General features: G+C 73.3%; 21 protein-coding genes. 4 read left to right on the top strand and 17 right to left on the bottom strand.

Annotated elements, in window-relative coordinates:
• Nucleotides 1-164: 164 nt before the first annotated feature.
• Nucleotides 165-548: an RDD family protein gene (locus tag IEY99_RS33040; protein WP_189208055.1), complete on the top strand. Its 384-nt coding sequence runs from the start codon at nt 165-167 to the stop codon at nt 546-548.
• Here IEY99_RS33040 and IEY99_RS33035 read toward each other — a convergent pair.
• The 11 genes from IEY99_RS33035 to IEY99_RS32985 all read right to left on the bottom strand — a co-directional run bounded on the left by IEY99_RS33035 (nt 523) and on the right by IEY99_RS32985 (nt 14174).
• Nucleotides 523-1692 (bottom strand): glycosyltransferase 87 family protein, encoded by a 1170-nt coding sequence (locus tag IEY99_RS33035; RefSeq protein WP_229799488.1) that lies wholly within the window; start codon nt 1690-1692, stop codon nt 523-525. The genes IEY99_RS33040 and IEY99_RS33035 overlap by 26 nt on opposite strands.
• Complete coding sequence (gene mptB / locus IEY99_RS33030) at nt 1689-3101, bottom strand: polyprenol phosphomannose-dependent alpha 1,6 mannosyltransferase MptB (protein ID WP_229799487.1); 1413 nt, start codon at nt 3099-3101, stop codon at nt 1689-1691. Before mptB (IEY99_RS33030) ends, IEY99_RS33035 begins: the two co-directional genes overlap by 4 nt.
• Nucleotides 3098-4582: a polyprenol phosphomannose-dependent alpha 1,6 mannosyltransferase MptB gene (mptB, locus tag IEY99_RS33025; RefSeq protein WP_189208054.1), complete on the bottom strand. Its 1485-nt coding sequence runs from the start codon at nt 4580-4582 to the stop codon at nt 3098-3100. The genes mptB (IEY99_RS33030) and mptB (IEY99_RS33025) overlap by 4 nt, the downstream gene beginning before the upstream one ends.
• Nucleotides 4583-4615: 33 nt before the next feature.
• A complete protein-coding gene (locus IEY99_RS33020) occupies nt 4616-5584 on the bottom strand; it encodes a hypothetical protein (RefSeq protein ID WP_189208053.1) in 969 nt (322 codons plus the stop codon).
• Nucleotides 5585-5588: 4 nt separating this feature from the next.
• A complete protein-coding gene (locus IEY99_RS33015; RefSeq protein ID WP_189208052.1) occupies nt 5589-6299 on the bottom strand; it encodes a hypothetical protein in 711 nt (236 codons plus the stop codon).
• 104 nt (nt 6300-6403) lie between these two features.
• The gene (locus tag IEY99_RS33010) at nt 6404-7996 is read right to left on the bottom strand and encodes a hypothetical protein (RefSeq protein WP_189208051.1); all 1593 of its coding nucleotides are present in this window, start codon (nt 7994-7996) and stop codon (nt 6404-6406) included.
• Nucleotides 7989-11024: a bifunctional [glutamine synthetase] adenylyltransferase/[glutamine synthetase]-adenylyl-L-tyrosine phosphorylase gene (locus IEY99_RS33005; protein WP_189208050.1), complete on the bottom strand. Its 3036-nt coding sequence runs from the start codon at nt 11022-11024 to the stop codon at nt 7989-7991. Before IEY99_RS33005 ends, IEY99_RS33010 begins: the two co-directional genes overlap by 8 nt.
• Before the next feature lies 1 nt (nt 11025).
• Nucleotides 11026-11811: a type 1 glutamine amidotransferase gene (locus IEY99_RS33000; RefSeq protein ID WP_189208049.1), complete on the bottom strand. Its 786-nt coding sequence runs from the start codon at nt 11809-11811 to the stop codon at nt 11026-11028.
• A 35-nt stretch (nt 11812-11846) separates the two neighbouring features.
• On the bottom strand, nt 11847-12284 hold the full coding sequence (locus tag IEY99_RS32995; protein ID WP_189208048.1) for a GNAT family N-acetyltransferase: 438 nt from the start codon (nt 12282-12284) through the stop codon (nt 11847-11849).
• A 33-nt stretch (nt 12285-12317) separates the two neighbouring features.
• Complete coding sequence (locus IEY99_RS32990) at nt 12318-12743, bottom strand: DUF350 domain-containing protein (RefSeq protein WP_189208047.1); 426 nt, start codon at nt 12741-12743, stop codon at nt 12318-12320.
• Between the two features lie 78 nt (nt 12744-12821).
• A complete protein-coding gene (locus IEY99_RS32985; protein WP_189208046.1) occupies nt 12822-14174 on the bottom strand; it encodes a glutamine synthetase family protein in 1353 nt (450 codons plus the stop codon).
• Between the two features lie 130 nt (nt 14175-14304).
• On the opposite strand from IEY99_RS32985, the gene IEY99_RS32980 reads away from it, so the two are divergent.
• The gene (locus IEY99_RS32980; RefSeq protein WP_189208045.1) at nt 14305-16113 is read left to right on the top strand and encodes an NAD+ synthase; all 1809 of its coding nucleotides are present in this window, start codon (nt 14305-14307) and stop codon (nt 16111-16113) included.
• A gap of 99 nt (nt 16114-16212) precedes the next feature.
• The gene (panB, locus tag IEY99_RS32975; protein WP_189208044.1) at nt 16213-17043 is read left to right on the top strand and encodes a 3-methyl-2-oxobutanoate hydroxymethyltransferase; all 831 of its coding nucleotides are present in this window, start codon (nt 16213-16215) and stop codon (nt 17041-17043) included.
• Nucleotide 17044: 1 nt separating this feature from the next.
• Here the strand turns inward: panB and IEY99_RS32970 are convergent, their stop codons facing one another.
• The 4 genes from IEY99_RS32970 to IEY99_RS32955 all read right to left on the bottom strand — a co-directional run bounded on the left by IEY99_RS32970 (nt 17045) and on the right by IEY99_RS32955 (nt 21277).
• Nucleotides 17045-18472 (bottom strand): RNB domain-containing ribonuclease, encoded by a 1428-nt coding sequence (locus IEY99_RS32970; RefSeq protein WP_189208043.1) that lies wholly within the window; start codon nt 18470-18472, stop codon nt 17045-17047.
• A gap of 75 nt (nt 18473-18547) precedes the next feature.
• A complete protein-coding gene (locus tag IEY99_RS32965) occupies nt 18548-19801 on the bottom strand; it encodes a hypothetical protein (RefSeq protein ID WP_189208042.1) in 1254 nt (417 codons plus the stop codon).
• 86 nt (nt 19802-19887) lie between these two features.
• Nucleotides 19888-20094, bottom strand: coding sequence for a hypothetical protein (locus tag IEY99_RS32960; protein WP_189208041.1), 207 nt, complete (start codon nt 20092-20094; stop codon nt 19888-19890).
• Nucleotides 20095-20251: 157 nt separating this feature from the next.
• Nucleotides 20252-21277 (bottom strand): aspartate-semialdehyde dehydrogenase, encoded by a 1026-nt coding sequence (locus tag IEY99_RS32955; RefSeq protein ID WP_189208040.1) that lies wholly within the window; start codon nt 21275-21277, stop codon nt 20252-20254.
• 60 nt (nt 21278-21337) lie between these two features.
• Between IEY99_RS32955 and IEY99_RS32950 the strand changes: the two genes are divergently transcribed.
• Nucleotides 21338-22138, top strand: a complete 801-nt coding sequence (locus tag IEY99_RS32950) for a class I SAM-dependent methyltransferase (RefSeq protein WP_189208039.1) — start codon at nt 21338-21340, stop codon at nt 22136-22138.
• Here the strand turns inward: IEY99_RS32950 and IEY99_RS32945 are convergent.
• Nucleotides 22135-22743 (bottom strand): M15 family metallopeptidase, encoded by a 609-nt coding sequence (locus IEY99_RS32945; RefSeq protein WP_189208038.1) that lies wholly within the window; start codon nt 22741-22743, stop codon nt 22135-22137. The genes IEY99_RS32950 and IEY99_RS32945 overlap by 4 nt on opposite strands.
• Before the next feature lie 74 nt (nt 22744-22817).
• Nucleotides 22818-23954: an ABC transporter permease gene (locus IEY99_RS32940; protein ID WP_189208037.1), complete on the bottom strand. Its 1137-nt coding sequence runs from the start codon at nt 23952-23954 to the stop codon at nt 22818-22820.
• Nucleotides 23955-24329: the final 375 nt, after the last annotated feature.

Here is a 24329-nt window from a genome sequence, read left to right as displayed (position 1 = left end):
CTGGTCGCGACGCTATGGGCCGGGGGTTGCCCGGGCGTATCCCTATTGTTTCCGCCGTGTTACGGAGCCTGTTGACATGGTCCGGCGAGGTCGCGACCCTCGAGGACCCTAACCTCCGATCCCCCGCCTCCGGGTACGGAAAGCCCCGATTACCCTGATCGACCGTGCCGACTCCCGCGAACCAGACCCCCGAGCCGGCGGACTTCGGTCCGCGCTTCGCCGCCCTGCTCGTCGACTGGGCGCTGTGCCTGCTGGCGGGCAGCTTCTACGCCGATCCGCGGGTGGTGGCGTGGCCGCCCGTGCTCGTACTCGTCGTCTTGAACGGTGTTCTCGTGGGTCTCTTCGGACAGACGCCCGGCATGGCGCTGGCCCGGCTGCGCTGCGTGTCCTTCGCCGACGGCGGGGCGATCGGCGTCGCCCGGGGCCTGCTGCGCGGGCTGCTGCTGGTCCTGCTGATCCCGGCGGTCATCCAGGACGCCGACCGCCGTGGCCTGCACGACCGCGCGGCCGGCTCGATCGTGCTCAAGCGACCGAGGCCTGCCGCCTGAGCGGCACCCTCTCCGCGGAGGGCTCGTCGGCGCCGAGTTCCACGGTGACGGGCAGGAACAGCAGCAGGGCGACACCGAACAGCACGTAGAGGTTCGCGCCGAGGAAGGCGAGCGGCGGCTTCGGGCCGGTCTCGTACAGGAACGTCACCCGCGTGCAGAGCACGACGTAGCCGGCGACCGCGAACCGGAAGATCTTCTTATGGGTACGGGCGAGCTCGACGCACCGCACCAGGGCCGGCAGCAGCCAGACCCAGTGGTGCACCCAGGTGACCGGGCTGATCAGGCAGCCGGCGATGCCGGTCAGGGCCAGCCCGCCGAGGGGGTCAGCGGCGCGCACCCGCCACGCCCACAGTCCCAGCACGGCCACCACGCCGGCCACCCAGAGCTGCGACTCGACCGCGTCCACCGGCAGCCGGGCCAGGAAGCCGCGCAGCGACTGGTTGGAGACGTACTCGAGGTTGCCGACCCGGTTGGTGTCCCACAGCGCGGAGGTCCAGAACTCCCGCGAGGCGTCCGGCCAGAACGCGGCGGCCACCAGCGTGGTGGTGGCGGCCGCCGCGACCGCGGTGCCCGCGGCCCGCCAACGCCCGGTGATCAGCAGGTACAGGATGAAGATGCCGGGAGTCAGCTTGATCGCGGTGGCGACCCCGATGCCGACGCCGGCCCAGCGCCGGCCCCGCCCGGCGCCCAGCAGCACGTCCCCGGCGACGAGCGCGAGCAGCAACAGGTTCACCTGGCCGAAGCCGAACGTCTCCCGCACCGGCTCGAAGAACAACGCGAGGCAGGAGGCCACGGCGACCGCGTACCAGGGCGTCCAGCCGCGCCGCTCGATGAGCGGACCCAGGAACCACCACGTGACCAGCACCGTCGTCACCACGGTGGCGACCGAGGCGACCGTGACGACCAGCCACAGCGGCAGCACGGCCATGGGAATCATCACCAGGGCGGCGAAGGGCGGATAGGTGAAGCCGTACGGCGTGCCTTCCTTGAGGTAGTCGTAGATCATGCCGCCGTCACGGAACCAGTACCGGACCGCACCGGCGTAGACACCGGAGTCGAAGTAGAAGTGGTGCACGGCGGTCCACGCGAGCGCGGCGGCAGCGGCCGCGCCGAGCGCGGCGAGGATCACGATCCGGCGGTTCACGCGCTCACCCTACGAGCCCGCCGCTCGCGCACCGCGACGACCAGCAGCGCACCGAGCGCGGCCGTCACGACCAGGGCGCCGGGGACCTTGGTGAACAGCGCCCAGTTGTATCCGGCCGGCAGCGTCAGCGTGCCGGCGAACGCGCAGCAGCCGAGCAGCCGGCGGCTCTCCCGCCGGGTCGCGGCCAGGACGGCCAGGGGCCACGTCGCGTACCAGGGGTGGAACACCGGTGCGCAGAGGACGGTCGCCGCCAGGGCCAGGCCCGCACCGGCGAGCGCCCCGCCCGCCCGGGCGCGCCACCACAGCACCGCCAGCAGCACGGCCAGCACCACGACGCCGAGGATCCGGGTCACCGGCACGGCGGCGACCCGGGCGCCGGCCAGCCGGGCGACGGACTCCACGGCCAGCCCGACGGCGGTCGAGGGCGAGGTCCAGGCCACGGTGTCGCCGCTGCGCAGCAGCCCGGCGACCCAGCCGACGCCCCGCCCGGACACCACGGAGACGAGCGCGACCGCGCCCGCGGCTCCGGCGCCGACGACGGTCGCGGGCCGCCACAGCGAGCGCAGCGGGCTGCCGGCCGGGACGGCGGCGAGCACGGCGAACGGCAGGACCACGACCGCCGTGGCCTTCACGGCGACGGCCAGCCCCAGCGGCACGCCGGCCAGGACCAGCGCGGGGGTCGCCACGACCGCGCCCGGCGCCGCGGCGTCCCGGCCGGCGGCGACCAGGGCGAGGCCGAGCACGAGCAGGCCGACCATCAGCGCGTCGTTGTGCGCGCCGGAGACCAGGTGGATGGGCACCAGCGGGCAGGCGAGGACGGTCCAGACCACTCGGCCCGGATCGCGTCCGCAGTGCCGCGCGAGTCTCGCCAGCCCCGCCGCGAGGACGGCCAGGCCGATCAGCGCGATGATCCGCAGCCCGGCGATGACGCCGGTCAGCGAGCTGCCGAGGGCGACGGCCCAGCCGGCCAGCAGCAGGAACAGCGGACCGTACGGTGCCGGGGAGGCCCGCCAGGTGGTGGACACCGACTCCAGCCACGGGCAGCCGAAGGACTGGACACCGCCGGCGTACGGGTCTCCCCCGGCGTGCTGGACGAACCCCTGGCACGCGTACGAATAGATGTCCTCGCTGCCCAGCGGCAGCACCGGAAGCAGCGGCAGCGACCACAACCCGGCGGTGACGACCGCCCACCGGGTGGACGGGACGTGGTGGCGCCCGAACCACCAGGCGCACGACACCGCCGCGAGGCCGGCCACCCAGCACAAGGGCATCACGACGCCCTGGCTGCCGGTCAGGATCGAGCCCGGGGTGACCGTCGTGCCGCGGGCGAACGGCGAACCGCCCAGGTGGGCGGCGACCGCGATCAGCAGGCTGCCGGCCAGCCCGCCCCAGCGGACCAGTGCTCTCACGGCACCGCCACGGACGTCTTCGCCGCCGGAGCGCCGATCGCGTCGTCCGCGGCCAGTTCCACCCCGCGCAGCCAGGCCACGGCCCGCCGGGCGACCCAGATCACGAGCACCACCATGGCGAACGAGAGCGGCACGCCGAGCGGCCGGAACGTCCCCGTCCCCTCGGGCAGGATCGTGGCCATGGCGAACACCACCGTACCGGCCAGCCACCGGGCCCGCGCGGCGCTCACCGCGAACAGCGCCAGCGGCCAGGTGAGATACCACGGCTGGGTGATCGGCGCGAAGAAGATGACGGCGAGCAGCGCCAGCCCGGCGCCCGCCAGCGGATCGCGGTCGCGAGAGCGCCAGAGGATCACCAGGAGCGACAGGCCGAGCAACACCAGCGCGACGGCCCGTACCGCCGGCACGACGGTGAGGTCGGCGCCGAACCACCGACCGGCCGCCTCCGCGGCCAGGCCGACGGCCGTGGGCGGTGAGGACCAGTTCACCGACTCACCGGCCCCGGAGAGCGCGGTCAGCCAGCCGAAACCCAGTCCCGACGCGAGCGAGGCGGCGGCCAGCACGCCCAGGGCGGCGGCCAGCAGGGCCGCTCCCCGGCGCAGCAGTGCCGACCAGCCCGCGCGGCGCAGCCCGCCCACCGCGAACAGGGCCGCGAACGGCAGCACCACGCCAATGGTGATCTTGGTGGACACGGCGAGGCCCAGCAGGGCGCCGCCGGCGAGCAGGGCGCCCCAGCTCCTCGACGGCGCCGCGAGCACCATGAACCCGGCGATCATGAACGCCACCGTGAGAGCGTCGCTGTGCCCGCCACCGATCAGGTGCACCGGCACCAGGGGGCAACAGAGCACGAGCCACAGCGCCCGCTCGACCGGCACCCCGGCGCGCCGCGCCAGCACGGGCAGGCAGGCGGCGAGCGCGGCGACGCCGAGCACGGCGAGGAGCCGGAAGCCGGCCAGGGCCACGGCCTGGGAGCCGAACGCCGCCGCGAGCCCGGCCAGGACCAGGAACACCGGCCCGTACGGCGTCGGGGTGTCGCGCCACACCACCGACACCGAGTCCAGCCACGGGCACGGTTGCGCGGAGACGCCCACCAGGTACGGGTTGAGCCCCGCGTCGACCAGCGCACCCTGGCAGGCGTTGGCGTACATGTCCCGGCTCGCCAGCGGGGGCACGAAGACCAGCGGAGCGGACCACAGCGCGGCGGTGACGGTGATCCACCTCGGGGTGAGGACGCCGTCGCGGAGCAGTCTGCGCCCGTACCACCAGGCGGTGCAGAGCGCGGCCAGGCCGGCGAACCACAGCAGGAGGATCGCCGGCCCGGCGGGCTCGCGGAAGATGCTGACGACGGTCACGTTGCGCCGGATGTACGGCGCGGCGCCGTACACGAAGGCGTCGACGGCACAGCAGACGGCGCCGAACAGGCCCAGGTAGCGCAGGAAGGCGGGGCGGGCGAGCAGGGCACCCGCTCCTGACCGTGGCATGCGCGCCAGCGTACCGGGAGCAGCCCCGCCGGCTCAGCGTGGCGCGGACGGCACGAACAACCACACCACCACGGCGCCGAGCGCGACCAGCGCCCCCACGGCGAGGAGCCATCCGGGCATCCCGCCGTCGCCGTCGCTCACGTCGAGGGTGACCCGGTGGGCGTAGAACAACGGCTGGATGTCCGTACCGATGTCGAAGGCGACGACGTGCTCGCCGGCCGCACGGGCGGTGTAGGTGAACTCCGCTTCCCAGCGGCCCGTCATGCCGGTCGTGGAAAGCTTCGACGGCGAGTCGAGCTGCAGGGTCTCCGCGGGGCGCGCGGACACCGTGAGGGTGCTCACCGGACGGGTGCCGGTGTTGACGACTCCGACGCGAACCTTGACCCGGTCACCCGGCCGGACCACCGCCGGCTGGGTCTGCGTCTCGACCTTCAGCGTCTCCGGGGTCAGGGCGGTCCGCATGAAGCAGGTGTCCGGCAGGACCTCCACCTTGTCCAGCCGTGCGCCGTCCAACGGCTCGACGCGGAACTCGCCGGGCACGATCCCGCCGCGGACGCCGTCGAACTGCAGGTAGTTCTCGAGCCGGACGTCGGCGGTGCGGCCCTTGATGCGCTCGGTGGTGACCGGCGCGGTCAGCGACGCGGAGACGAAGTCGACGGCTCCCGGCGACAGCCGGAAGTCGGCACGGGCGCCCACCCGTTCGTTGGTGTCGGCGCTGACGAAGACCTGCCCCTTCGCCGCGGCCGGCGCGGTGATCCGCACGTGCAGGCGCACCAGGTACCAGTTCGGCTCACCCTGGACGGCCCCGTCGGGGAACGACAGGGAGAACCGGGCCAGGCTCGCCGCCTTGGTGACCCGTTCGGCGGAGACAGCACCCAGGCCGAGCTCCGTCAGCGTGACGCACCGCTCGGGAGTGGTCAGGGGCACCGGAGCCACCGCCGCCCGCGAGGGGGCGGCCCCCGCCAGCACCGCGAAGATCATCGCGATGACGACGAGGGCCACCGCCTCACTTGACGACGATCTGCGTCGCCTTGCCATTGTTGTTCCAGTTGTGGATCTGACCACCGGTGTGGTCGTTGCCGGTCTGGGCGTTCTTCAGGTCGATCTTGTTCTTGTAGACGGTGGAGCCGTTGATCTTCCAGATGTCGGCGACGTAGGCCTCGGCCTGCTCCTGGCGTCCGTACGACTCTCCCTTGGCGTTACCGCAGCCCTCGGCGAAGTCGTCGTGTGCCGTACCGATCACGAAGTGACCGTATTTGTTGCTGGTGAAGTAGTCGGTGCTCGGCGGGGCGTACGTCCGGTAGTGGTAGTTCGACGCCCTCCGCTTGCACCCCTTGTTGTCGTACTGCTTGAGCCCCTTGCTCGAGTCCCACCCGCCGTTGACCCACGCGTTCATGGCGGAACCGCGAGTCCAGTCCTTGTTGAACGAAGACCACCCCGCGGACGTCTTGTTGACCGTCGCGTTGTTGGTCCAGAGCAGGTTCACCGCCCAGTCGACCTTGTCGTTGCTGCGGATCTTTTCCTTGTTGTAGTCGTAGTTGTCGAAGGCCATGCCTCCACCGGGCAGCTTGACGCTCTGCAGCCGCGTGGCGGATGCCGCTTCCGCGGGTGCGGCGTACCCGAGCGGACCCGCTACCGCGGCCGTGGCGACGACCGCGACCAGCATGCGGAGCTTGCGCCGGACGTCGCGGACCTTCTTGACATTCCCCGTACCCATGTACCCACCAATGCTTGGAGATCAACAGCGGCGCGACTGTACCCGGTGGTCAGCGCCGTTCACCCTGGCGGAAACGGGCGGTGCGCTCAGCGGAGCGGCCAAGATCACAGGTGGCTGGTCAGCCGGTACTCCCCGGCCGCCGTCGCGCGCATCCTCGTCCAGCCGTCCGGGCCGGGCGTCAGGGAGACGCTCCGCGAGTCCACCACCCGCAGCCAGCGTGACCACCGGACCCTGACCAGGACGTCGGCGCCCGCGGGCACCCGGACCGTCACGCCGCCGCGATCGCTGCGGACCAGCTCGCCCGGTGCGCAGACGAGCGGCTGAGCGTCGACGACCTCGAAGAGCTGCCATGTGCCGTCCTGCCAGACCGGGCGTAGCTGCGGCAGGCCGCCCCGGACGAGTGCCGCCTCGGTACGGGCGTACCGGTCGGGCACCGAGCCGGGGGCGATCGCGACGTAGGACACGGCTTGGGCCCGTAACCAGCCGGCATAGTCGGCGGCGGTCAGCTCGTCGCGGTAGAACAGCGCGTTGCGGTCGGTGTCCACCTGGCGTTCCCAGCCGCGGGCCAGCGGAACCTCCCGGGCGACGTACGCGGACTCCCAGTGGTCGCGCAGCGGCACCACCTCCACCCGTCCGGGCGCGCGGCGCCGCAGTTCCTCGACGAGCGGCCGGTAGAACTCCGCCCGGGACTCCGCCGAGCCCGCCCGGGCGAGATCGGAGGTCACGACGAACGGCTGCCACCAGAAGACCGCCGCCAGCAGCAGCGCGAGCCGGGCGCGGCCGAGGTCGGCGTACGCGGCGATCACCGGGATCGTGAACAGCATGGGCAGGCGCAGCGCGTTGGAGCCCACCGGGCTGGCCAGGGAGAACGCGCCGACGAGCAGCACGACGGTGAGCACCGCGCCGATGCGCAGCGCCTTGCGGCGGGCCGGCACGACCAGGATGACCAGCACGGCCAGGGCGACGTGGATGCGCATCGACTCCGCGGTGAACGGCTGCCGCCCACCGTTGCCGAACAGCAGCGCCATCGGGGCCAGGGCGAGCACCGGACCCACGCAGAGGCCCCATGCCTCCCGCCACCGGGGGCCGGTGAACAGCGTGACCCACACCCGCGGACCCGAAGCCGCGGCGAGCAAGACCGCCGCGCCCGCGAGACCCGTGAAGAGACCCGCGACCGGGCTGGCCCACGTCGCCAGCGCCGACAGCGCCACGACGCCGGCGACCCGGCCCCGGCGGGCCCGGTCGGGAACGCCCGGCCCGGCGGCGGCCAGGCCCAGAGCGGCGAGGGCCAGCGCCAGGCCCACCGCGAAGGTGATCCGGCCGCTGACCAGGTTGGCGGCGAAGACGACGGCGCCGAGCAGGCCACCCAGCAGTGGGCGGTGGGCATCCGTGCGCCACAGCAACCACTGGAAGGCGACGGACGCGCCCACCGCCGCGACCGCGCCCAGCACCCGCATCCCGACGAGAGACCCGAGCGGCGCGGTCAGCAGGCTGTAACCGAACTGGGCCACTCCGCCGTACCAGCCGAAGTCCACCGGGGCCGTGCCGTGTGCGCCGAAGAAGTCCGCCCGTGCCTGCTGGGCGGCGAGGTCGGTGCCCATCGGCGGGGCGATCAGGAAGGCGACGGACATCAGCACGGACGCGGCGGAGGTCCAGGCGAGTGCTCGGCGGAGCCCGGTGCGGTGCTCCTCAGGCATCGAGGACGCGTTCCATCGCGGCCCGGGAACGCCGGGTGATGCGCAGATACCGGTCGACGAACTCCCCCGGATCCCCGCCGCCCAGCAGTTGCACCACTCCCGCCAGCTCCGCACCGTGCCGCGGCAGCTGATCGGTCGGCCGCCCGCGGACCAGGGTCAGCGCGTTGCGGACCTGGGCCGCCAGCGTCCATCCCGCGGTCATCGCCGCCGCGTCCACCTTGTCGATGAGCTTGGCGTCGAGCTCCGCGGTGAGGGCCTCGAGCGTGCAGGTCATCCGCAGGCCCGGCAGGGCGTACCCGTGCCGCAGCTGCAGCAGCTGCACCGCCCATTCGACGTCGGCGAGCCCGCCGCGGCCGAGCTTGGCGTGTGTGTTCGGGTCGGCCCCGCGGGGCAGCCGTTCGGTCTCCACCCGGGCCTTGATCCGGCGGATCTCGACGATCTGGTCGCGGGTGAGGCCGCCGTCGGGATAGCGCATGCCGTCGGCGAGGCGCTCGAACTCGCGGCCGAGGTCCTCGTCGCCGCAGACGAAGCGGGCGCGGAGCAGGGCCTGCGACTCCCAGACCCGCGACCAGCGGGCGTAGTACTGCGCGTACGCGTTGAGGCTGCGCACCAGCGGCCCCTGGCGGCCCTCGGGGCGCAGGTCGGCGTCGACGCCGAGCGGCGGGTCCGGGGCGGGCGCGCCGAGCGTGCGGCGCATCTCCTCGGCGATCGCGTGCGCGGCGCTGCTGGCCTCGGCGTCCGGTACGCCCTCGGGCGCGGCGAAGACGAACAGCACGTCGGCGTCGGACGGGTAGCTCATCTCGTAGCCGCCGAGGCGGCCCATGCCGATCACCGCGAAGCGCAGTCCCTCGGGGCCCGGGCGGACCCGGCGAGCGGCGTGCAGCGCGGCGCCGAGCGTGGCGTCGGTGACGGCCGACAGGGCGACGCCGATGGCGTGGACGTCGAGCGGCTGGGCGGGGGCGAGCTCGCCCGCCTGGCTGAGGATGTCGGCGCACGCCAGCCGGAACAGCTCGCGGCGGCGCAGCGCCCGGACGGCGGCGATGGCCGGGGCCGGGTCGGTGGCGCCGTCGCGCAGGTGCCGGTCGACGGCCGCGGCGAAACCGTCGCGGAGCACGTCGCGGGGGCGGGGCTGCAGCTCGGCGTCGTCGGCGAGCAGGCGCAGCGCCTCGGGGTCGCGGGTGAGCAGGTCGGTGGCGTACCGGGAGAGGCTGAGCACCCGGGCGAGGCGGCGGGCGACCGGGCCGCCGTCGCGCAGCAGCCGCAGATACCACGGTGTGCCGCCGAGCTTGTCCGAGACGTGCCGGTAGTTGAGCAGGCCGCGGTCGGGCTCGGGGGCGTCGGCGAACTCCTGCAGCAGCATCGGCAGGAGCGTGCGCTGGATCGCCGCGGTGCGGCTGACCCCGCCGGTCAGCGCCTGCAGGTGCCGCAGCGCCCCGGCGGGGTCGGCGAAGCCCAGGACCTCCAGGCGGCGCCCGGCCGACTCCGTGGTCATCCGCAGCGCCTCGGCCGGCACCCGGGCGACCGCCTCCAGCAGCGGCTGGTAGAGCAGCTTGACGTGCAGGCGGCGGACGTGCGCGGCGTGGCCGACCCAGTCGGAGCGGAACGCCGCGACCGCGTCCCGGCCGGGTTCCGCCGTGTAGTCCAGGGCCGCGGCGAGCCAGCGCAGCAGCCGGGGGTCGTCGGGGACGGTGTGCGTCCGCTTCAGGTTCTGCAGTTGCAGCCGGTGCTCGACGGTCCGCAGGAAGCGGTAGCCGCGCAGCAGGGTCTCGCCGTCCTCGCGGCCCACGTAGCCGCCGGCGACCAGGGCGCGCAGCGCGGGCAGCGTGCCGCCCAGGCGCAGGCTCTCGTCGACGCGCCCGTGCACGAGCTGCAGGAGCTGCACGGCGAACTCGATGTCGCGCAGGCCGCCCGGACCGCGCTTGATCTCGCGCTCGACCTCCTTCGGCGGCACGTTGTCGATGATCTTCCGGCGCATGTCGCGGACGTCCGCCACCGCCTCCGGACGCTCGGCGGCGTGCCACACCAGCGGCGCGAGGTCGTCCAGCCATTCCCTCGCCAGCGCCAGGTCGCCGGCCGCCGGGCGCGCCTTCAGCAGGGCCTGGAACTCCCACGTACGGGCCCAGCGCCGGTAGTAGGCCTGGTGGCTGGCGAGCGTACGGACCAGCGGCCCGCGGCTGCCCTCGGGCCGCAGCGCGGCGTCGACCGGCCAGGCGACCTGACCGCAGACCTCGATCAGCTTGGCCGCGACCGTGGTGCCCGCGGCGAGGTCCTCGTCGCCGGCGGCCACGAAGATGACGTCCACGTCGGAGACGTAGTTCAGCTCGTTGCCGCCGCACTTGCCCATGGCGATCACGGCGAGCCGGGGCGCGGCGGCGGAGGCCGGCAGCCCGGCGACGGCGATGGCGTACGCCGCGGCGAGGGTCTCGTCGGCGAGGCGGGAGAGCGCGGCCATGGTGGGCTCGAGGCCGCGGGCGCCGGTCAGGTCCGCCGCGACGATGCGCAGCAGGGCGATCCGGTACGCCGTGCGCAGCGCCGCGACGGTCGGCGGTCCCTCGCCGGTGGCGTCGCCGAACTCGAGGTGGCCCTCGGCGCTCGGCGGCATGCCGGTCTTGCCGGTGGCCAGCACCCGCCACTGGCCGGGGTTGGCGACGAGGTGGTCGCCGAGCGCGCTGGACGCGCCGAGGACCGCGACCAGGCGGCGGCGCAGCGCGGGATCCGCGGCGAGCTCGGACAGCAGGGCGTCGGCGGCCGGACTCTCGACGATCTGTCCCCCGGGCCCGGTGACCGGGCCGCCGTTGTCGCGCAGCGCCGCCCGGGACACGGCGTCGACCAGCCGGTGGAGCTGGCGCAACGCAAGGGAGGGGTCGGCGGCCCGCGACAGCGCCTGCAACAGCTCCGCGGCGCCCGGGCCGACCGGCTCCTGGGTGTCGGCGTCCCACAGCCGCAGGCCCTCGGGGCCGAGCAGGTCGGCGGCGCGGGCACCGTTGTCGGCGAAGCCGTACCGGGCGAGCCGGCTGGGCCTGGTCATGTCATTGGCCCAGCAGGGGCAGGGCGCGGCCGGTGCCCGGGGCGGGGATGTCCGCGTCCGGCAGCTCGCCCAGGGCCAGGGCGGCGAACCGGGCCGCGAACGGCTGCCAGACCTCCTCGACGTCGGCCAGCACGTCCACGGTCGCGGCGACCACGACCTCGGGGTCGTAGCCCAGCTCGGTGAGCAGCGCGTGGTCGTTGCGGGCCCAGCGCTCGATCATGGCGCGGTCGCACTCGATGTGGAACTGCACGCCCCAGGCCCGGTCGCCGAGGCGGAACGCCTGGTGCGGATAGCGGGTGGAGGCGGCGAGCAGCACGGCGCCGGCCGGCAGCTCGGTGATCTCGTCGCTGTGCCACTGCACCACGTCCGGCAGCAGCGGCACGAACTTGAACAGCGGGTCGGTGTCGGCCGCGTCGCGGCGTCCGACCAGGGCCGGGCCGATCTCGGGGCCGGCGGTGCTGCGTTCGACCAGGCCGCCGTGGGCCTGGGCGAGCAGCTGCGCGCCCAGGCAGACGCCGAGCGTCGGCACGTGGTGGCGCACCGCCTTGCGCAGCAGCCCTTCCAGGGCCGGGAACCAGGGTGCGCCGGGCCGCCCCGCCGCGTCGGGGTAGGCGCACTGGTCGCCGCCGAGGACGACCAGGGCCACGTGCCCGTCGAGGTTCTCGGGCAGCGGGTCGCCCGCATGCGCCCGGACGACGTTCAGGCCGAGCCCGGCCTCGGTGAACCAGTCGCCGAGCCGGCGCAGGTCGTCGGACGGGTAGTTCTCGATCACCAGTGCTGTGCCCACCCTCCGAGGCTATCGGGTGGGTCCGGCGCCGGTGTTCACGCCGGGGTCCACCGCGCGACGATCTCGTCGTCCTCCGTCTCCCCGGTCTCCACGAAGCCGAGGGAGAGATAGAGCGCGCGGGCGGCGGTGTTCTCCGGCGAGTAGCTGAGCGCGATGTCGGGCACGCCCGGTTCGGCGGCGAGCCGGTCGCGCAGCGCGGTCACCAGGGCCCGGCCGATGCCCTGCCGCTGCCGGGACGCGTCGACGACCACCCCGCCGATCCAGCGGCTGGCGTCGTCGTCGACGGCCCACATGCAGAACCCCGCCACCTCGCCGTCGACGGTCACGGCCAGCGGGTGCCACGTGCCGCCGTAGTGGCACAGGCAGAGGTAGTGGCTGACGTCGTTGACGAACTCGCGCTGTTCCGGCGACACGGACAGCGCGACGCAGGCACGCCAGTTGTCCTTGGTGACGGGTTCAAGATCGATTTGCATCCCGGCATCATCGCAGGGCGCGGAAAGAGGGCGTCAGGCGATGCAGGCGCAGACGATGAGGGCCGCGCCGAAGTGCGAGGCCGCGCTGACCAGCGCGCCCGGGTGCCGCTCCTGGGTGCAGATGACCTCGCCGAGCTTGCCGGGCGTCATCCAGTCCAGCACCAGGAACGCCAGTGCCATGACCGCGATGCCGAGCACGCCGAAGATCGCCGTGGAGGCCAGGCCCTCGCCGAAGTTCTCGTAGCTGGTGAAGATGGCCGTGAAGACGATCAGCGCGATGCCGAGCTGGTTGGCCGCGAGCAGGGTCGCCGCGTTCGGGTTCTTCTCGACCCAGATCAGGTCGCGCAGCTTGCCCGGGGTGAGCAGGTCGACGAGCACGAAGCCCAGGGCCATCAGCCCGATGCCGACCGCGCCGAACACGATGCTGCGCCCGGCACCCTCAAGCAGATTCTCCAGCACGGTTACTCCCTCGTCGCGGTGTCCGAGGGCACCGTATCCGACCAGCGCATCCAGGTGATCCACCGGCCGGGCGAAAGGTCAAAGTGTCCCGAGGTAGCGCTCTCGCTCGTACGGGGTGACCTCACGCCGGTATTGCTCCCATTCCTGGCGCTTGTTGCGGAGGAAGAAGTCGAACACGTGCTCGCCGAGCACCTCGGGGATCAGCTCGGACTTGGCCATCACGTCGATCGCCTCGGCGAGGTTCTCGGGCAGCGAGTCGTACCCCATCGCCTTGCGCTCCTGCGGCGACAGCGCGAGCACGTCGTCCTCGGCGCCCGGCGGCAGCTCGTAGCCCTCCTCGATGCCCTTGAGGCCGGCGCCCAGCAGGACCGCGAAGGCGAGGTACGGGTTGGTGGCGGAGTCGAGCGAGCGGACCTCGACCCGGGCCGAGTTGGGCTTGCCGAACGCCGGCACCCGCACCAGCGCCGAGCGGTTCAGGTGGCCCCAGCTGACGAACGCGGGCGACTCGGTGATCCGGTCGGGCAGCTGCAGCGGGAAGAGCCGCTTGTACGAGTTGACCCACTGGTTGGTGACGGCGGTGTACTCGCGGGCGTGCACGAGCAGGCCGGCGATGAACGCGCGGGCCGTCTTGGACAGCTTCAACGCGTCGGCGCCGTCGTAGAAAGCGTTGCGCTCGCCCTCGAACAGCGACAGGTGGGTGTGCATGCCGCTGCCCGGCTGGTCGGTGTACGGCTTCGGCATGAACGTCGCGCGTACCCCCTGCGACAGCGCGACCTCCTTGACCACGTGCCGGAACGTCATGATGTTGTCGGCCGTGGTGAGCGCGTCCGCATAGCGCAGGTCGATCTCCTGCTGGCCGGGGGCGACCTCGTGGTGGCTGAACTCCACGGAGATCCCGATGCGCTCCAGCGCGAGCACGGCCTGGCGGCGGAAGTCGCGCGCGACCGAGTGGGTGGTGTGGTCGAAGTAGCCGCCGCCGTCGACCGGGACCGGCACGCTGCCGTCCAGCGGTCCGTCCTGGACGAGGAAGAACTCGACCTCGGGGTGGGTGTAGAAGGTGAAGCCCTTCTCCGCGGCCTTGGCGAGCATGCGGCGCAGCACGTGCCGCGGATCGGCCCACGCCGCGCTGCCGTCCGGGAGCAGGATGTCGCAGAACATCCGGGCGCTCTCGCCGCTGTCGCCGCCCTCGAACGGGAAGACCTGGAACGTGGTGGGGTCGGGCATGGCGACCATGTCGGACTCGGACACCCGGGCGAAGCCCTCGATGGCCGAGCCGTCGATGCCGATGCCCTCCTCGAAGGCGGCCTCAAGCTCGGCCGGCGCGACGGACACGCTCTTGAGGGTGCCGAGCACGTCGGTGAACCAGAGCCGGACAAATCGGATGTCGCGCTCTTCGAGCGTGCGGAGCACGAACTCCTGCTGTCGGTCCACGGCCACCCCTCGTACTTGCCCGGCGATCAGTGTCTCCCGTGCCGGTTACGCCGAGATTACGCTGACCACGGGCCGACAGTACGGCAGGGGAAGCGGGTACGGGATGCCAACGCTGGGGAAGAATGACCGTATGCCCTCGATGCGCATCGCTCTTGCCCAGGTGAACCCCACCGTCGGAGACATACCCGGCAACGCCGCCGCCGTGCGCCGCTGGACCCGGCGCGCCGCGGACGCCGGCGCCCAGCTCGTCGCGTTCCCGGAGATGATGCTGACCGGCTATCCCATCGAGGACCTGGTCTTCCGCGAGTCCTTCGTGGTGGCCTCGCAGGCCGCGTTGCGGCAGCTCGCCACCGACCTCGCCGCCGACGGCCTCGGCGACGTGGCCGTGGTGGTGGGCTACGTGGACGCCGACGGGCCCGCGCCCACCAGCGCCGACGCGGTGCCGGGCAGCGGCCGCCGGGACGCCTCCGCGCTGCTGCTCGGCGGCGAGGTGGCGGCCACCTACTTCAAGCACCACCTGCCCAACTACGGCGTCTTCGACGAGGACCGCTACTTCGAGCCCGGCACCTCGCTGACCGTGGTGCGCTTCGGCGAGACCGACATCGCCCTGACCGTGTGCGAGGACCTGTGGCAGGCGGGCGGCCCGTTCGCCGCCGCCCGGCGCGCGGGCGTGCAGCTCGTGGTGTCCGTCAACGCCTCGCCGTACGAGCTGGACAAGGACGACGTCCGGCTGCCGCTGATCCGGCGCCGGGCGGCGGAGGCGGGCGCGACCGTCGCGTACGTGAACATGATCGGCGGCCAGGACGAGCTGGTCTTCGACGGCGACTCGATGATCGTGACGGCCGGCGGCGAGCTGCTCGCCCGGGCCGGGCAGTTCACCGAGGAGCTGCTGATCCACGACGTGGAGCTGCCGGCCGCGGGCGCCGCGCCGGAGGCGCCGGCCGCGCAGCCGGCGCCGGGTACCACCGCCGAGGCGCCGCACGGCGAGGAGCACGGCGACGACGACATGACGATCGAGCGGGTGAGCCTGGCCGCCGCGCCCCGCCCGGTCACCGACGGCCCGGCCGTCGGCGGCATCGCCGACCGGGTCACCGACGAGGCGGAGATCTGGTCGGCGCTCACCCTGGGCCTGCACGACTACGTGGAGAAGAACGGCTTCCGCTCGGTGGTGCTCGGGCTCTCCGGTGGCATCGACTCGGCGGTCGTCGCCGCCATCGCGGTGGACGCGCTCGGCCCCGAGCGCGTCGTCGGCGTCTCCATGCCCAGCGGCTACTCGTCGGCGCACTCCCGCGACGACGCGGCCGACCTCGCCAAGCGCACGGGCCTGGACTACCGCAGCGAACCGATCCAGCCGATGGTCGACGCGTTCCTGGCGAACATGTCGCTCTCCGGCCTGGCGGTGGAGAACCTGCAGGCCCGCGTCCGCGGCGTCATCCTCATGGCGCTGTCGAACCAGGAGGGCCACCTCGTGCTCACCACCGGTAACAAGAGCGAGCTGGCGGTCGGCTACTCCACGCTGTACGGCGACTCCGTCGGCGGCTTCAACCCGCTCAAGGACGTGCCCAAGACGATGGTGTGGCGCCTCGCCACCTGGCGCAACGCGGACGCCGCCCGCCGCGGCGACCAGCCGCCGATCCCGGAGAACTCCATCACCAAGCCGCCGTCCGCGGAGCTGCGGCCGGGCCAGGTCGACACCGACTCGCTGCCCGACTACCCCGTGCTCGACGCGATCCTCAGCGGCTACATCGACGGCGACCAGGGCCGCGACGACCTGATCGCCGCCGGCCACGACGCCGCGCTGGTGGACCGGGTGCTGCGGATGGTGGACATCGCCGAATACAAGCGCCGCCAGTCCGCGCCGGGTACCAAGATCTCCATCAAGGCCTTCGGCCGCGACCGGCGACTGCCGATCACCAACCGCTTCCGCGAAGGGGTGTGATCGGCTCCACTCACCTCTGACCGCGCCCGGTCCCCGGGTGCGACGATGCGAGGCGAACCCGGGGACCGCACTCCGCGGCCTCGAGGGAAGGAGACGACCATGTCCGAGATCCCCACCCTGTACGGCGGCCCGCCCACCCGCCGCGTCCGCACCCGCGACCTGCTCGCGGCCAAGGAACGCGGCGACCGCTGGCCGATGCTCACCTCGTACGACCAGTACACCGCCGCACTGTTCGACAACGCCGGCATCCCGGTGCTGCTCGTCGGCGACTCGGCGGCCAACAACGTGTTCGGCCACGAGACGACCCTGCCGGTCACCACCGACGAACTGCTGCCGCTGGTACGCGCGGTCGTCCGCGCCACGAAGACCGCCCTGATCGTCGCCGACCTGCCGTTCGGCTCCTACGAGGAGGGCCCGGTCCAGGGTCTGCGCACGGCCGTACGCTTCATGAAGGAGGCCGGCGCGCACGCCGTGAAACTGGAGGGCGGCCGCCGCGTCGCCGAGCAGATCCGGGCGATCGTCGGCGCCGGCATCCCGGTGATGGGGCACGTCGGTTTCACGCCGCAGAGCGAGCACACCATCGGCGGCTACCTCGTCCAGGGCCGGGGCAGCGCGGCGGAGGAGGTCATCGCCGACGCGCGCGCCGTCGCCGAGGCGGGCGCCTTCGCGGTCGTGCTGGAGATGGTGCCGGGCGAGGTCGCGACCCGGATCACCAAGGAGCTCACCATCCCGACCGTCGGCATCGGCGCGGGCCCGGACACCGACGCCCAGGTGCTGGTGTGGCAGGACATGGCCGGGCTGCGCGGCGGCAAGGCGCCGCGCTTCGTCAAGCGCTACGCCGACCTGGCGGGCGTGCTCGCCGAGGCCACCCGCCGCTTCGCCGACGAGGTGCGCGGCGGCGAGTTCCCCGCCGCGGAGCACACCTTCTAGGTCAGCCCTCCTTGGCGAACACCACCGTGCGGGTCCGGGGATCCGCCTCGGTCAACCGTACGGTGATCCGCTGCCCCAGCGGCAGCTCACCCAGGCAGCGTGCCTGCACGGCGGGATCGTCGACGGCGACGGTCCCGCCGCGGGGCCGGGGCCGTCCGCCCGGCCTGGGCGGATCGTCGACGTCGAGCACACCGGCCTCGAAGGTCTCGCCCACCCGGCCCTCGAGGAGCACCGCCTCGGCCAGCGCCACCGCGCCGCGATCCGCGGCGGAGGCCACCCGGTCCGTCGCGGCCATCGCCTCCGGCAGCCGCGGCAGCGCGGCGCGGGCCCACTGCGGCACGGCCGTACCGGCGTGCAGCGCCAGGCAGACCTCGGTGGCGTACCGGTCGGCGAGCCGGCGCAGCGGGGCGGTGACGTGCGCGTACGGGGCACCCACCCCGCCGTGCCCGGTCTCGGCCGGCGCCGCGCCGTCGAACGCCGTGTACGCCGCACCGCGCAACAACTCCGCCGCCTGGTCGAGAAAGGCGGCACCGCGGGGATCGGCCGGGTCGACCGACGACACGACCGCGCCGACCTGGGCGTCGCTCGGCCACGGCACGCCGAGCGAGGCGGCTGCGGCCCGCAGGGCGGCGACGGCCTCGGGCTTGGCCGCGGGCATCGTACGCAGCAGGCCGACCCCGCCGGCGAGCATCAGCGACGCGGCGGCCATGCCGGTGAGCAGCGAGATCTGCGCGTTGTGCTCCTCCACCGGCAGCGGCGCGCGCAGCACCAGCCGCCACCCGTCGCCGTCGGGCTCGACCTCCTGCGCGGGCAACGGCAGGTTGATCGCGCCGCGGTCGGCGGCCCGCGCGGCGAGCAGGCCGCCGATCTCGGCCAGCAGCGCGATCGGCTCCGGCGCCTCACCGGCCGCGAGGGCCTCCTGGAGTCCCGCGTAGTCGAGCTTGGCCCGGCTGCGCACCCGTGCCCGCTCGAGCGCGACGGCGGCGACCGCCCCGTCGGCGTCGAGGTCGATCGTCCACAGCACCGCCGCGCGGTCGACGCCGGGCAGCAGGCTGACCGCGTCCTCGCTGAGGACCGGCGGGTGCAGCGGGACCTTGCCGTCGGGCAGGTAGATCGTCTGGCCGCGTACCCAGGTCTCGGCCTCCAGCGGGCCGCCGGGCCGCACGTAGCTCGCGACGTCGGCGATGGCGTAGCGGACCCGGTAGCCGCCGGCCCGGCGGCTCAGGTGCATCGCCTGGTCCAGGTCGCGGGAGGTGGCCGGGTCGAGGGTCACCAGGGGCACGTCGGTGCGGTCGGTCGCGGGCGGCGACGTCGCCGCGGCCTGCCGTGCCTCGGCCAGCGCCTCGGCGGGGAACTCCGAGGGCAGGTTCAGTTCCTTGCGAAGCACGGAGAAGTCGATGCGCGGAGCGATGACGCGGGTGATCGGCACCGCTCATTCCTAACACGATGAGGGGCCGCACCCCGCCGGGTACGGCCCCTGCACCGCAGGTGTCAGCGCATCGGGTCAGCGCTTGGCGGTCGCCTTGCGCGCCGGGGCGCTCGCGGTGCGGGCGTTGCTCGCCGCGGTGGCCCGGCGGGCGGCCGCGGCGTTCGCGGGCTGCTTGACCCGGCCGGCGTTGGTGGCCGAGTTCTTCACCATGGTCGCGGGCTTGGCGTTGCCCGCCTTGCCGGCGCGCACCTTGGTCGCGGCGGCGTTGCCGGTCGCCCGGGTGGGTGCCGCCTTCGCCGCGGTTTTCTTCACGGCGCCCGTGGCCTTCGCCGCGGTCTTCTTCACCGCACCCGTGGCCTTCGCGGCCGTCTTCTTCACCGCACCCGTGGCCTTCGCCGCCGTGCTCTTCGCCGGCGCCTTCTTGGCCGTCGCCGACTTCGCCGTGGTGGCCTTGGCCGGCGCCTTCTTCGCCGTCGTGGACTTCGCCGCGGTGGCCTTGGCCGGCGCCTTCTTCGCCGTCGCCGACTTCGCCGCGGTGGCCTTGGCCCCGGTCGCCTTCGCCCCGGTCGCCTTCGCGGCCGCCTTCTTCGCGGTGGTGGCGGCCTTGACCGCCGCGGCCTTGGCCTTCGCCGCCGTCGTCGCGGCCTTCGCGGCCGTCGACTTGGTCGCCGTCGACTTGGTCGCCGTCGACTTGGTCGCGGTCTTGGTGGCCGGGGCCTTCTTGGCGGTGGTCTTGCTCGCGGGGGCCTTGTTGGCGGTCGTCTTGCTCGCGGGAGCCTTCTTGGCCGCCGTCTTGCTCGCCGGGGCCTTCTTCGCCGCGACCTTGCCCGCCGCGGTGCGGGCACCGGCCGTCGCGCCGGTCATGGCCGTGCCCATCCCGTTCTGTCCCGCCACGGCCTTGCTCGGAGCCGTCCGGCCCGCCGTGGCCTTCTTCGCGGTCGCCTTGCTCGCGGTGGGCTTGCTCGCGGTGGCCTTGGTGCCTGCCGCCCGGGTCCCCGTGGCGGTCGTCTTCGCCGCGGGCCGGGCGGTGGTCTGCGACCCGGAGGCGCGGCCCGCCATCGGCTTGGCCGCCTTGGCCGACGCACTCGCGGCACGCCTGGCGGGAGAAGTGGCGGCGGCAGCGGTGGCGGAGGCGCGCTTCGCCGTGGTCTGCGACGCGGCGGCCGACACCGTGCCGGGACGCTTGCCGGTGGTGGAGGTGGCGGCGGCGGTGCGCTTGGCAGCCGGCGAAGCGGCACCGCGCCGGGCGGCCGCCTGCTTGGCCGCGGCCGGGTCGGCGGCGGGTTTCTGGGCGGCCCGGGTCGGGGCAGCCTTCTTGGTCACGGCCATGGGGAACTTCCTCCTTGCGAATGACTGCGGGCTCGTCTCCGCCTGGAGACCGAAGATTCCGGCTTGGACACAGCGGTCGAGCCGGCCTAGCTGACCTCCCCGGTCCAGCGGGCATCCTCGGCATCCCACGCCGCATTGCGCTTCTCGACCGTCTCGAGCGCCCGCGTGGCGTCGTCAGCGGAGGCGTACGGACCGAGCCGGTATTGGGCAGGGCACACGCCATCCCCGGACTCGACCCGGTCATGCCGGAGGCACCAGAAGTAGCCGCCCCCGCCAGGCCCACTGTCGTTCATGCCATCACTGTGCACCTCAAACCGACCATGCGCTACCGATTCAGGCAAAAAGCCCCGTTTTTCCATAGTGGAGCGTCGGGAAGACCCCCCGAAGGAACGACAAAACGCCCCGTCCCACCTCTCGATGGAACGGGGCGTCCGGGCCCGGAAGCCGCGATCAGCGCAGCCCGGCGGCGACCACCTCGGCGACCTGCACGGCGTTCAGCGCCGCACCCTTGCGCAGATTGTCGTTGGACAGGAACAGCGCGAGCCCGTTGTCGACCGTCTCGTCGGCCCGGATGCGGCCGACGTACGTCGGGTCCCGGCCGGCCGCCTGCAGCGGCGTGGGAACGTCGGACAGCTCCACGCCCGGCGCCCCGGCGAGCAGCTCGCGGGCCCGATCCGGGGTGACCGGCCGCGCGAACCGGGCGTTCACCTGCAGCGAGTGGCCGGTGAAGACGGGCACGCGCACGCACGTGCCGGAGACCTTGAGCTCCGGGATGCCGAGAATCTTGCGGCTCTCGTTGCGCAGCTTCTGCTCCTCGTCGGTCTCGCCGCGCCCGTCGTCGACGATCGAGCCGGCCAGCGGCAGGACGTTGAACGCGATCGGCCGGGCGAAGGAGCGGGCCGCCGGAAACTCCACGGCACCGCCGTCGTGCGTGAGCTCGGTGGCCCGGTCGGCCACCTTCTTCACCTGCTCGTCGAGCTCGGCGACGCCCGCCAGCCCGGCGCCGGAGACGGCCTGGTACGTCGTGACGACCAGGGCGACCAGCCCGGCCTCCTCGTGCAGTGGGCGCAGCACCGGCATGGCGGCCATCGTGGTGCAGTTGGGGTTGGCGATGATGCCCCGGGGACGCCGGGCGGCGGCCTCCGGGTTGACCTCGGCCACCACGAGCGGGACGTCCGGATCCATGCGCCAGGCCGAGGAGTTGTCGATCACCACGGCGCCGGCCTCGGCGACACGTGGCGCGTACTCCTTGGAGCTGCCCTTGCCGGCGGAGAACAGGACGATGTCGAGCCCGCGGAAGTCCGCCTGCTCGGCGTCCTCGACGGTGACCTCACCGCCGTGCCACGGCAGGGTGCGGCCCGCGGAACGCGCGGAGGCGAAAAGCCGGAGCTGGTCAACGGGGAACTCGCGCTCGGCCAGGATGCGGCGCATGACGCCACCGACCTGTCCCGTCGCGCCGACGATGCCGATCCTCATGGGTCCCAAAGTACGGTCTGAACTGCGCGTACGGAAATTCCGCGCCGTAGCGTGGGAAACATGTCGGCGGTCTACACCCATGGGCACCACGAGTCGGTCTTGCGGTCACACCGCTGGCGCACCGCAGAGAATTCGGCGGCGTACCTGCTTCCCCACCTGACCTCCGGCGCGCGTCTGCTCGACGTCGGCTGCGGGCCGGGCACCCTCACCGCGGACCTGGCGACGCACATCACACCCGGACGGATCACCGCCCTGGAGCCGACCGGTGCCGCGCTCGGCCTCGCCCGCGCCGAGATCGCCCGGCGCGGCCTGAGCACGGTCGACTTCGCGGTCGGCGACGTGCACGACCTCGCCTTCCCCGACGCGACCTTCGACGTGGTGCACGCCCATCAGGTGCTCCAGCACGTCGGCGATCCCGTCCGGGCCCTGCGGGAGATGCGGCGCGTCACCCGGCCCGGCGGCATCGTCGCCGTCCGCGACAGCGACTACGCGGCCTTCACCTGGTTTCCGCGGCTGCCGGAGCTGGACGAGTGGCTGCGCCTCTACGGCCGGGTCGCCCGCGGCAACGGCGGCGAACCGGATGCGGGCCGCCGGCTGCTCTCGTGGGCGCACGCGGCCGGGTTCGCGGATGTCACCGCGACCTCGTCCACGTGGTGTTTCGCCGACGACGAGGACCGCTCGTGGTGGGGCGGCATGTGGGCGGAGCGCGTCCTCGCCTCGGATCTGGCCGGGCAGGCTCTGGCCACCGGCGCCGCCACCCGGGAAGACCTGGAACGCATCTCGCGCGCCTGGCGCACCTGGGCCGCGGACCCGGACGGCTGGCTGTCGGTGCTGCACGGCGAGCTGATCTGCCGGGTCTAGGCCGTCTTCGGCTTGTACGCCCAGTGCCACGGCTCGCGCGGCACGTTCTCCACGAAGCCGTACTTCTCGCCGTTGGCCCGCATCCAGGCCTGCGCCTTGGCGTTCAGGTCGAGGTCGGTCGCCATGCCCCAGCCGTGCTCGCTGGTGCCCGGCTTGGCGGCCAGCCCGCCCTGCGAGTACAGACCCTTGCGCCGCGCGACGTCGACCTGCTCGTCGTAGGAGCGGTACGAGTCGGTGATGCGGATGGTCACACCCTGCGCCTTGGCGTCGGCGATCATCTGGTTCAGCGACTCGGCGGCGGGCGCCCACAGCTTGTGGTTGGTGTTGCCCACCCGGCCCAGCGCGTTCGCCGGGATCTTGCCGTTGCCGTACGCGGCCAGCTCGGTCGGAATCCCCTTGCTGTTCAAGGTGTACGACTTGTTCGAGGCACCCGTGCTCTGCGTACCCATCGCGTCGGCGAGCGCCGTGGCGAACGAGGCTCCCGAGGCCGACGTGGTGCCTGTGGTGGAAGACGACGAAGAGGTGCGCGTGGCCTGCTGGGTCTGCAAGGCGATGATCCGGCTCTGGATGTCGGCGATCCGGTTGTTGACGTTCTCGATTCCCACCGCGGAACACCTCCGTGCGCAGACCAGCCTGACCCCTGCCTCTTCGGCGCAACCGGAAAAACCCTGAGCCGCAATCAGCCGATCGCGACCGGCTGGCGCACCTCGTTGCCCTCGATCCGGTCCTTGACCTCCAGATCGAGCTCCGAGGTGCGGTCCCCCCGGTTCGGCAGCAGGTTGGTGACCAGCACGATCAGACAGCCGATGCCCGCGTACAGCGCCAGGATCAGCAGCGGCCGGCCGATCGGCGCGTCCGGGAAGTAGAGGTCGTAGCGCACCGCCTGCACGCCCGCGCCGGTCGGCAGGTTCTCACCGAGCACGTGACCGAAGGAGGGCAGGAACTCCGGCAGGATGGTGGCGCCGCTGATCACCGTACCGATGGTGAAGTAGACGCCGCCGAGGAGCGCCCCGGCCGGACCGATGAGGGCGACCGCCCCCGCGGTCGACCCGGTGATCGCCAGCGACACCAGGGCGAAGATGCCGAACATCGCGGCGTGGTCGGCGCCCGCGCCGACGCCGAACCAGCTCATCGACCACAGCACGACGGCGGCCGAGGCCAGCGCGTACACGATGAGCGTGGCCAGATGTCCCAGCCCGCGCGCCCAGGAGCGGCGGGTGCGCGGAATGAGCCGGCCCAGGCCGACGGAGGCGATGGTCCCGCCGAGGGCGAGGGCCTGGACGAGGAAGCCGAGCGAGGCACCGTTGACGTCGTCGGCAGGCAGCGGCACCACGTCCGTGATCGGCGGCGGCGTGGTGAGGGCCTGCGCCTCGGCGACGGAGATGGTGTCACCCTTCGCGGCCAGGGCGGCGAGATGCTGGCCGTTCTGCTGGGCCACGACGGAGGTGTAGGTGGTCCGCAGCAGTGTGGCGGCCGCCGTGCCCGCGGCGCCGGCGACGTAGAGATGAGGCTGCGCGGCGGTGACGTCGACGCCGCCGTACACGTCGCGGCGCTCGATCGCGGTCCGCAGCTCGGCCACGGACGCGTAGACGCTCACCTCGAAGACGCCGTCGCGCTCCAGCAGATCGAGGATCGCGGCCTGCTTGCCCGGCGGCGACACCAACCCCACCGGCACGTCGTGCGGCGTCGCCCGATGGCCCATCCCCAGGTAGTAGGCGGTCAAGGCGAGCTGGACGAGGGCACCGGCAAGACAGACCACCGCGGCGAACCGGCGGAACTGCCGCACCGATTTGATCTGATTGTCCTCATCTGTCATGACCCCAGCATCGCCGACACCACGACCGCCCGCTCTCGTTTTCCGGACGCGCTCTTCCTATAAGTACGGGTCGGCGCCTCCCCAACCGCAGCACCCCCGCCCCGGCTACACGGACCGCACGGGCGCCGGCACCTCACCCCCGGCGGCAACGCGATCCGGCGCCCGGGCGCCGGCACCTCACCCCCGGCGGCAACGCGATCCGGCGGCGCTCGCCCGGCGCCACTCGTCCCAGCGACGGCGCGATCCGCCGCCCCGGCGCCGGCGCCTCACCCCCGGGCGGCGCCCGCGGGACCCGGCGCGCCGGCGGTGTTAGCGGGTGGACGCTCCTATGACCGGTCAAGAGGTTGACGGTGTGGTTTCGAGGCGTCGGTAGAT

This window comes from Couchioplanes azureus, assembly GCF_014648355.1.
Classification (GTDB): Bacteria; Actinomycetota; Actinomycetes; order Mycobacteriales; family Micromonosporaceae; genus Actinoplanes; species Actinoplanes azureus.
This window is presented reverse-complemented; position numbering and strand designations above follow the sequence as displayed.

Bases quoted from the DNA above. Each gene is read 5' to 3' on its own strand.
- mptB (WP_189208054.1), bottom strand. From the start codon at position 4,582: ATGCCACGGTCAGGAGCGGGTGCCCTGCTCGCCCGCCCCGCCTTCCTG.
- IEY99_RS33015 (WP_189208052.1), bottom strand. From the start codon at position 6,299: ATGGGTACGGGGAATGTCAAGAAGGTCCGCGACGTCCGGCGCAAGCTC.
- IEY99_RS33010 (WP_189208051.1), bottom strand. From the start codon at position 7,996: ATGCCTGAGGAGCACCGCACCGGGCTCCGCCGAGCACTCGCCTGGACC.
- IEY99_RS33005 (WP_189208050.1), bottom strand. From the start codon at position 11,024: ATGACCAGGCCCAGCCGGCTCGCCCGGTACGGCTTCGCCGACAACGGT.
- IEY99_RS32995 (WP_189208048.1), bottom strand. From the start codon at position 12,284: ATGCAAATCGATCTTGAACCCGTCACCAAGGACAACTGGCGTGCCTGC.
- IEY99_RS32980 (WP_189208045.1), top strand. From the start codon at position 14,305: ATGCCCTCGATGCGCATCGCTCTTGCCCAGGTGAACCCCACCGTCGGA.
- panB (WP_189208044.1), top strand. From the start codon at position 16,213: ATGTCCGAGATCCCCACCCTGTACGGCGGCCCGCCCACCCGCCGCGTC.
- IEY99_RS32965 (WP_189208042.1), bottom strand. From the start codon at position 19,801: ATGGCCGTGACCAAGAAGGCTGCCCCGACCCGGGCCGCCCAGAAACCC.
- IEY99_RS32960 (WP_189208041.1), bottom strand. From the start codon at position 20,094: ATGAACGACAGTGGGCCTGGCGGGGGCGGCTACTTCTGGTGCCTCCGG.
- IEY99_RS32955 (WP_189208040.1), bottom strand. From the start codon at position 21,277: ATGAGGATCGGCATCGTCGGCGCGACGGGACAGGTCGGTGGCGTCATG.
- IEY99_RS32950 (WP_189208039.1), top strand. From the start codon at position 21,338: ATGTCGGCGGTCTACACCCATGGGCACCACGAGTCGGTCTTGCGGTCA.
- IEY99_RS32940 (WP_189208037.1), bottom strand. From the start codon at position 23,954: ATGACAGATGAGGACAATCAGATCAAATCGGTGCGGCAGTTCCGCCGG.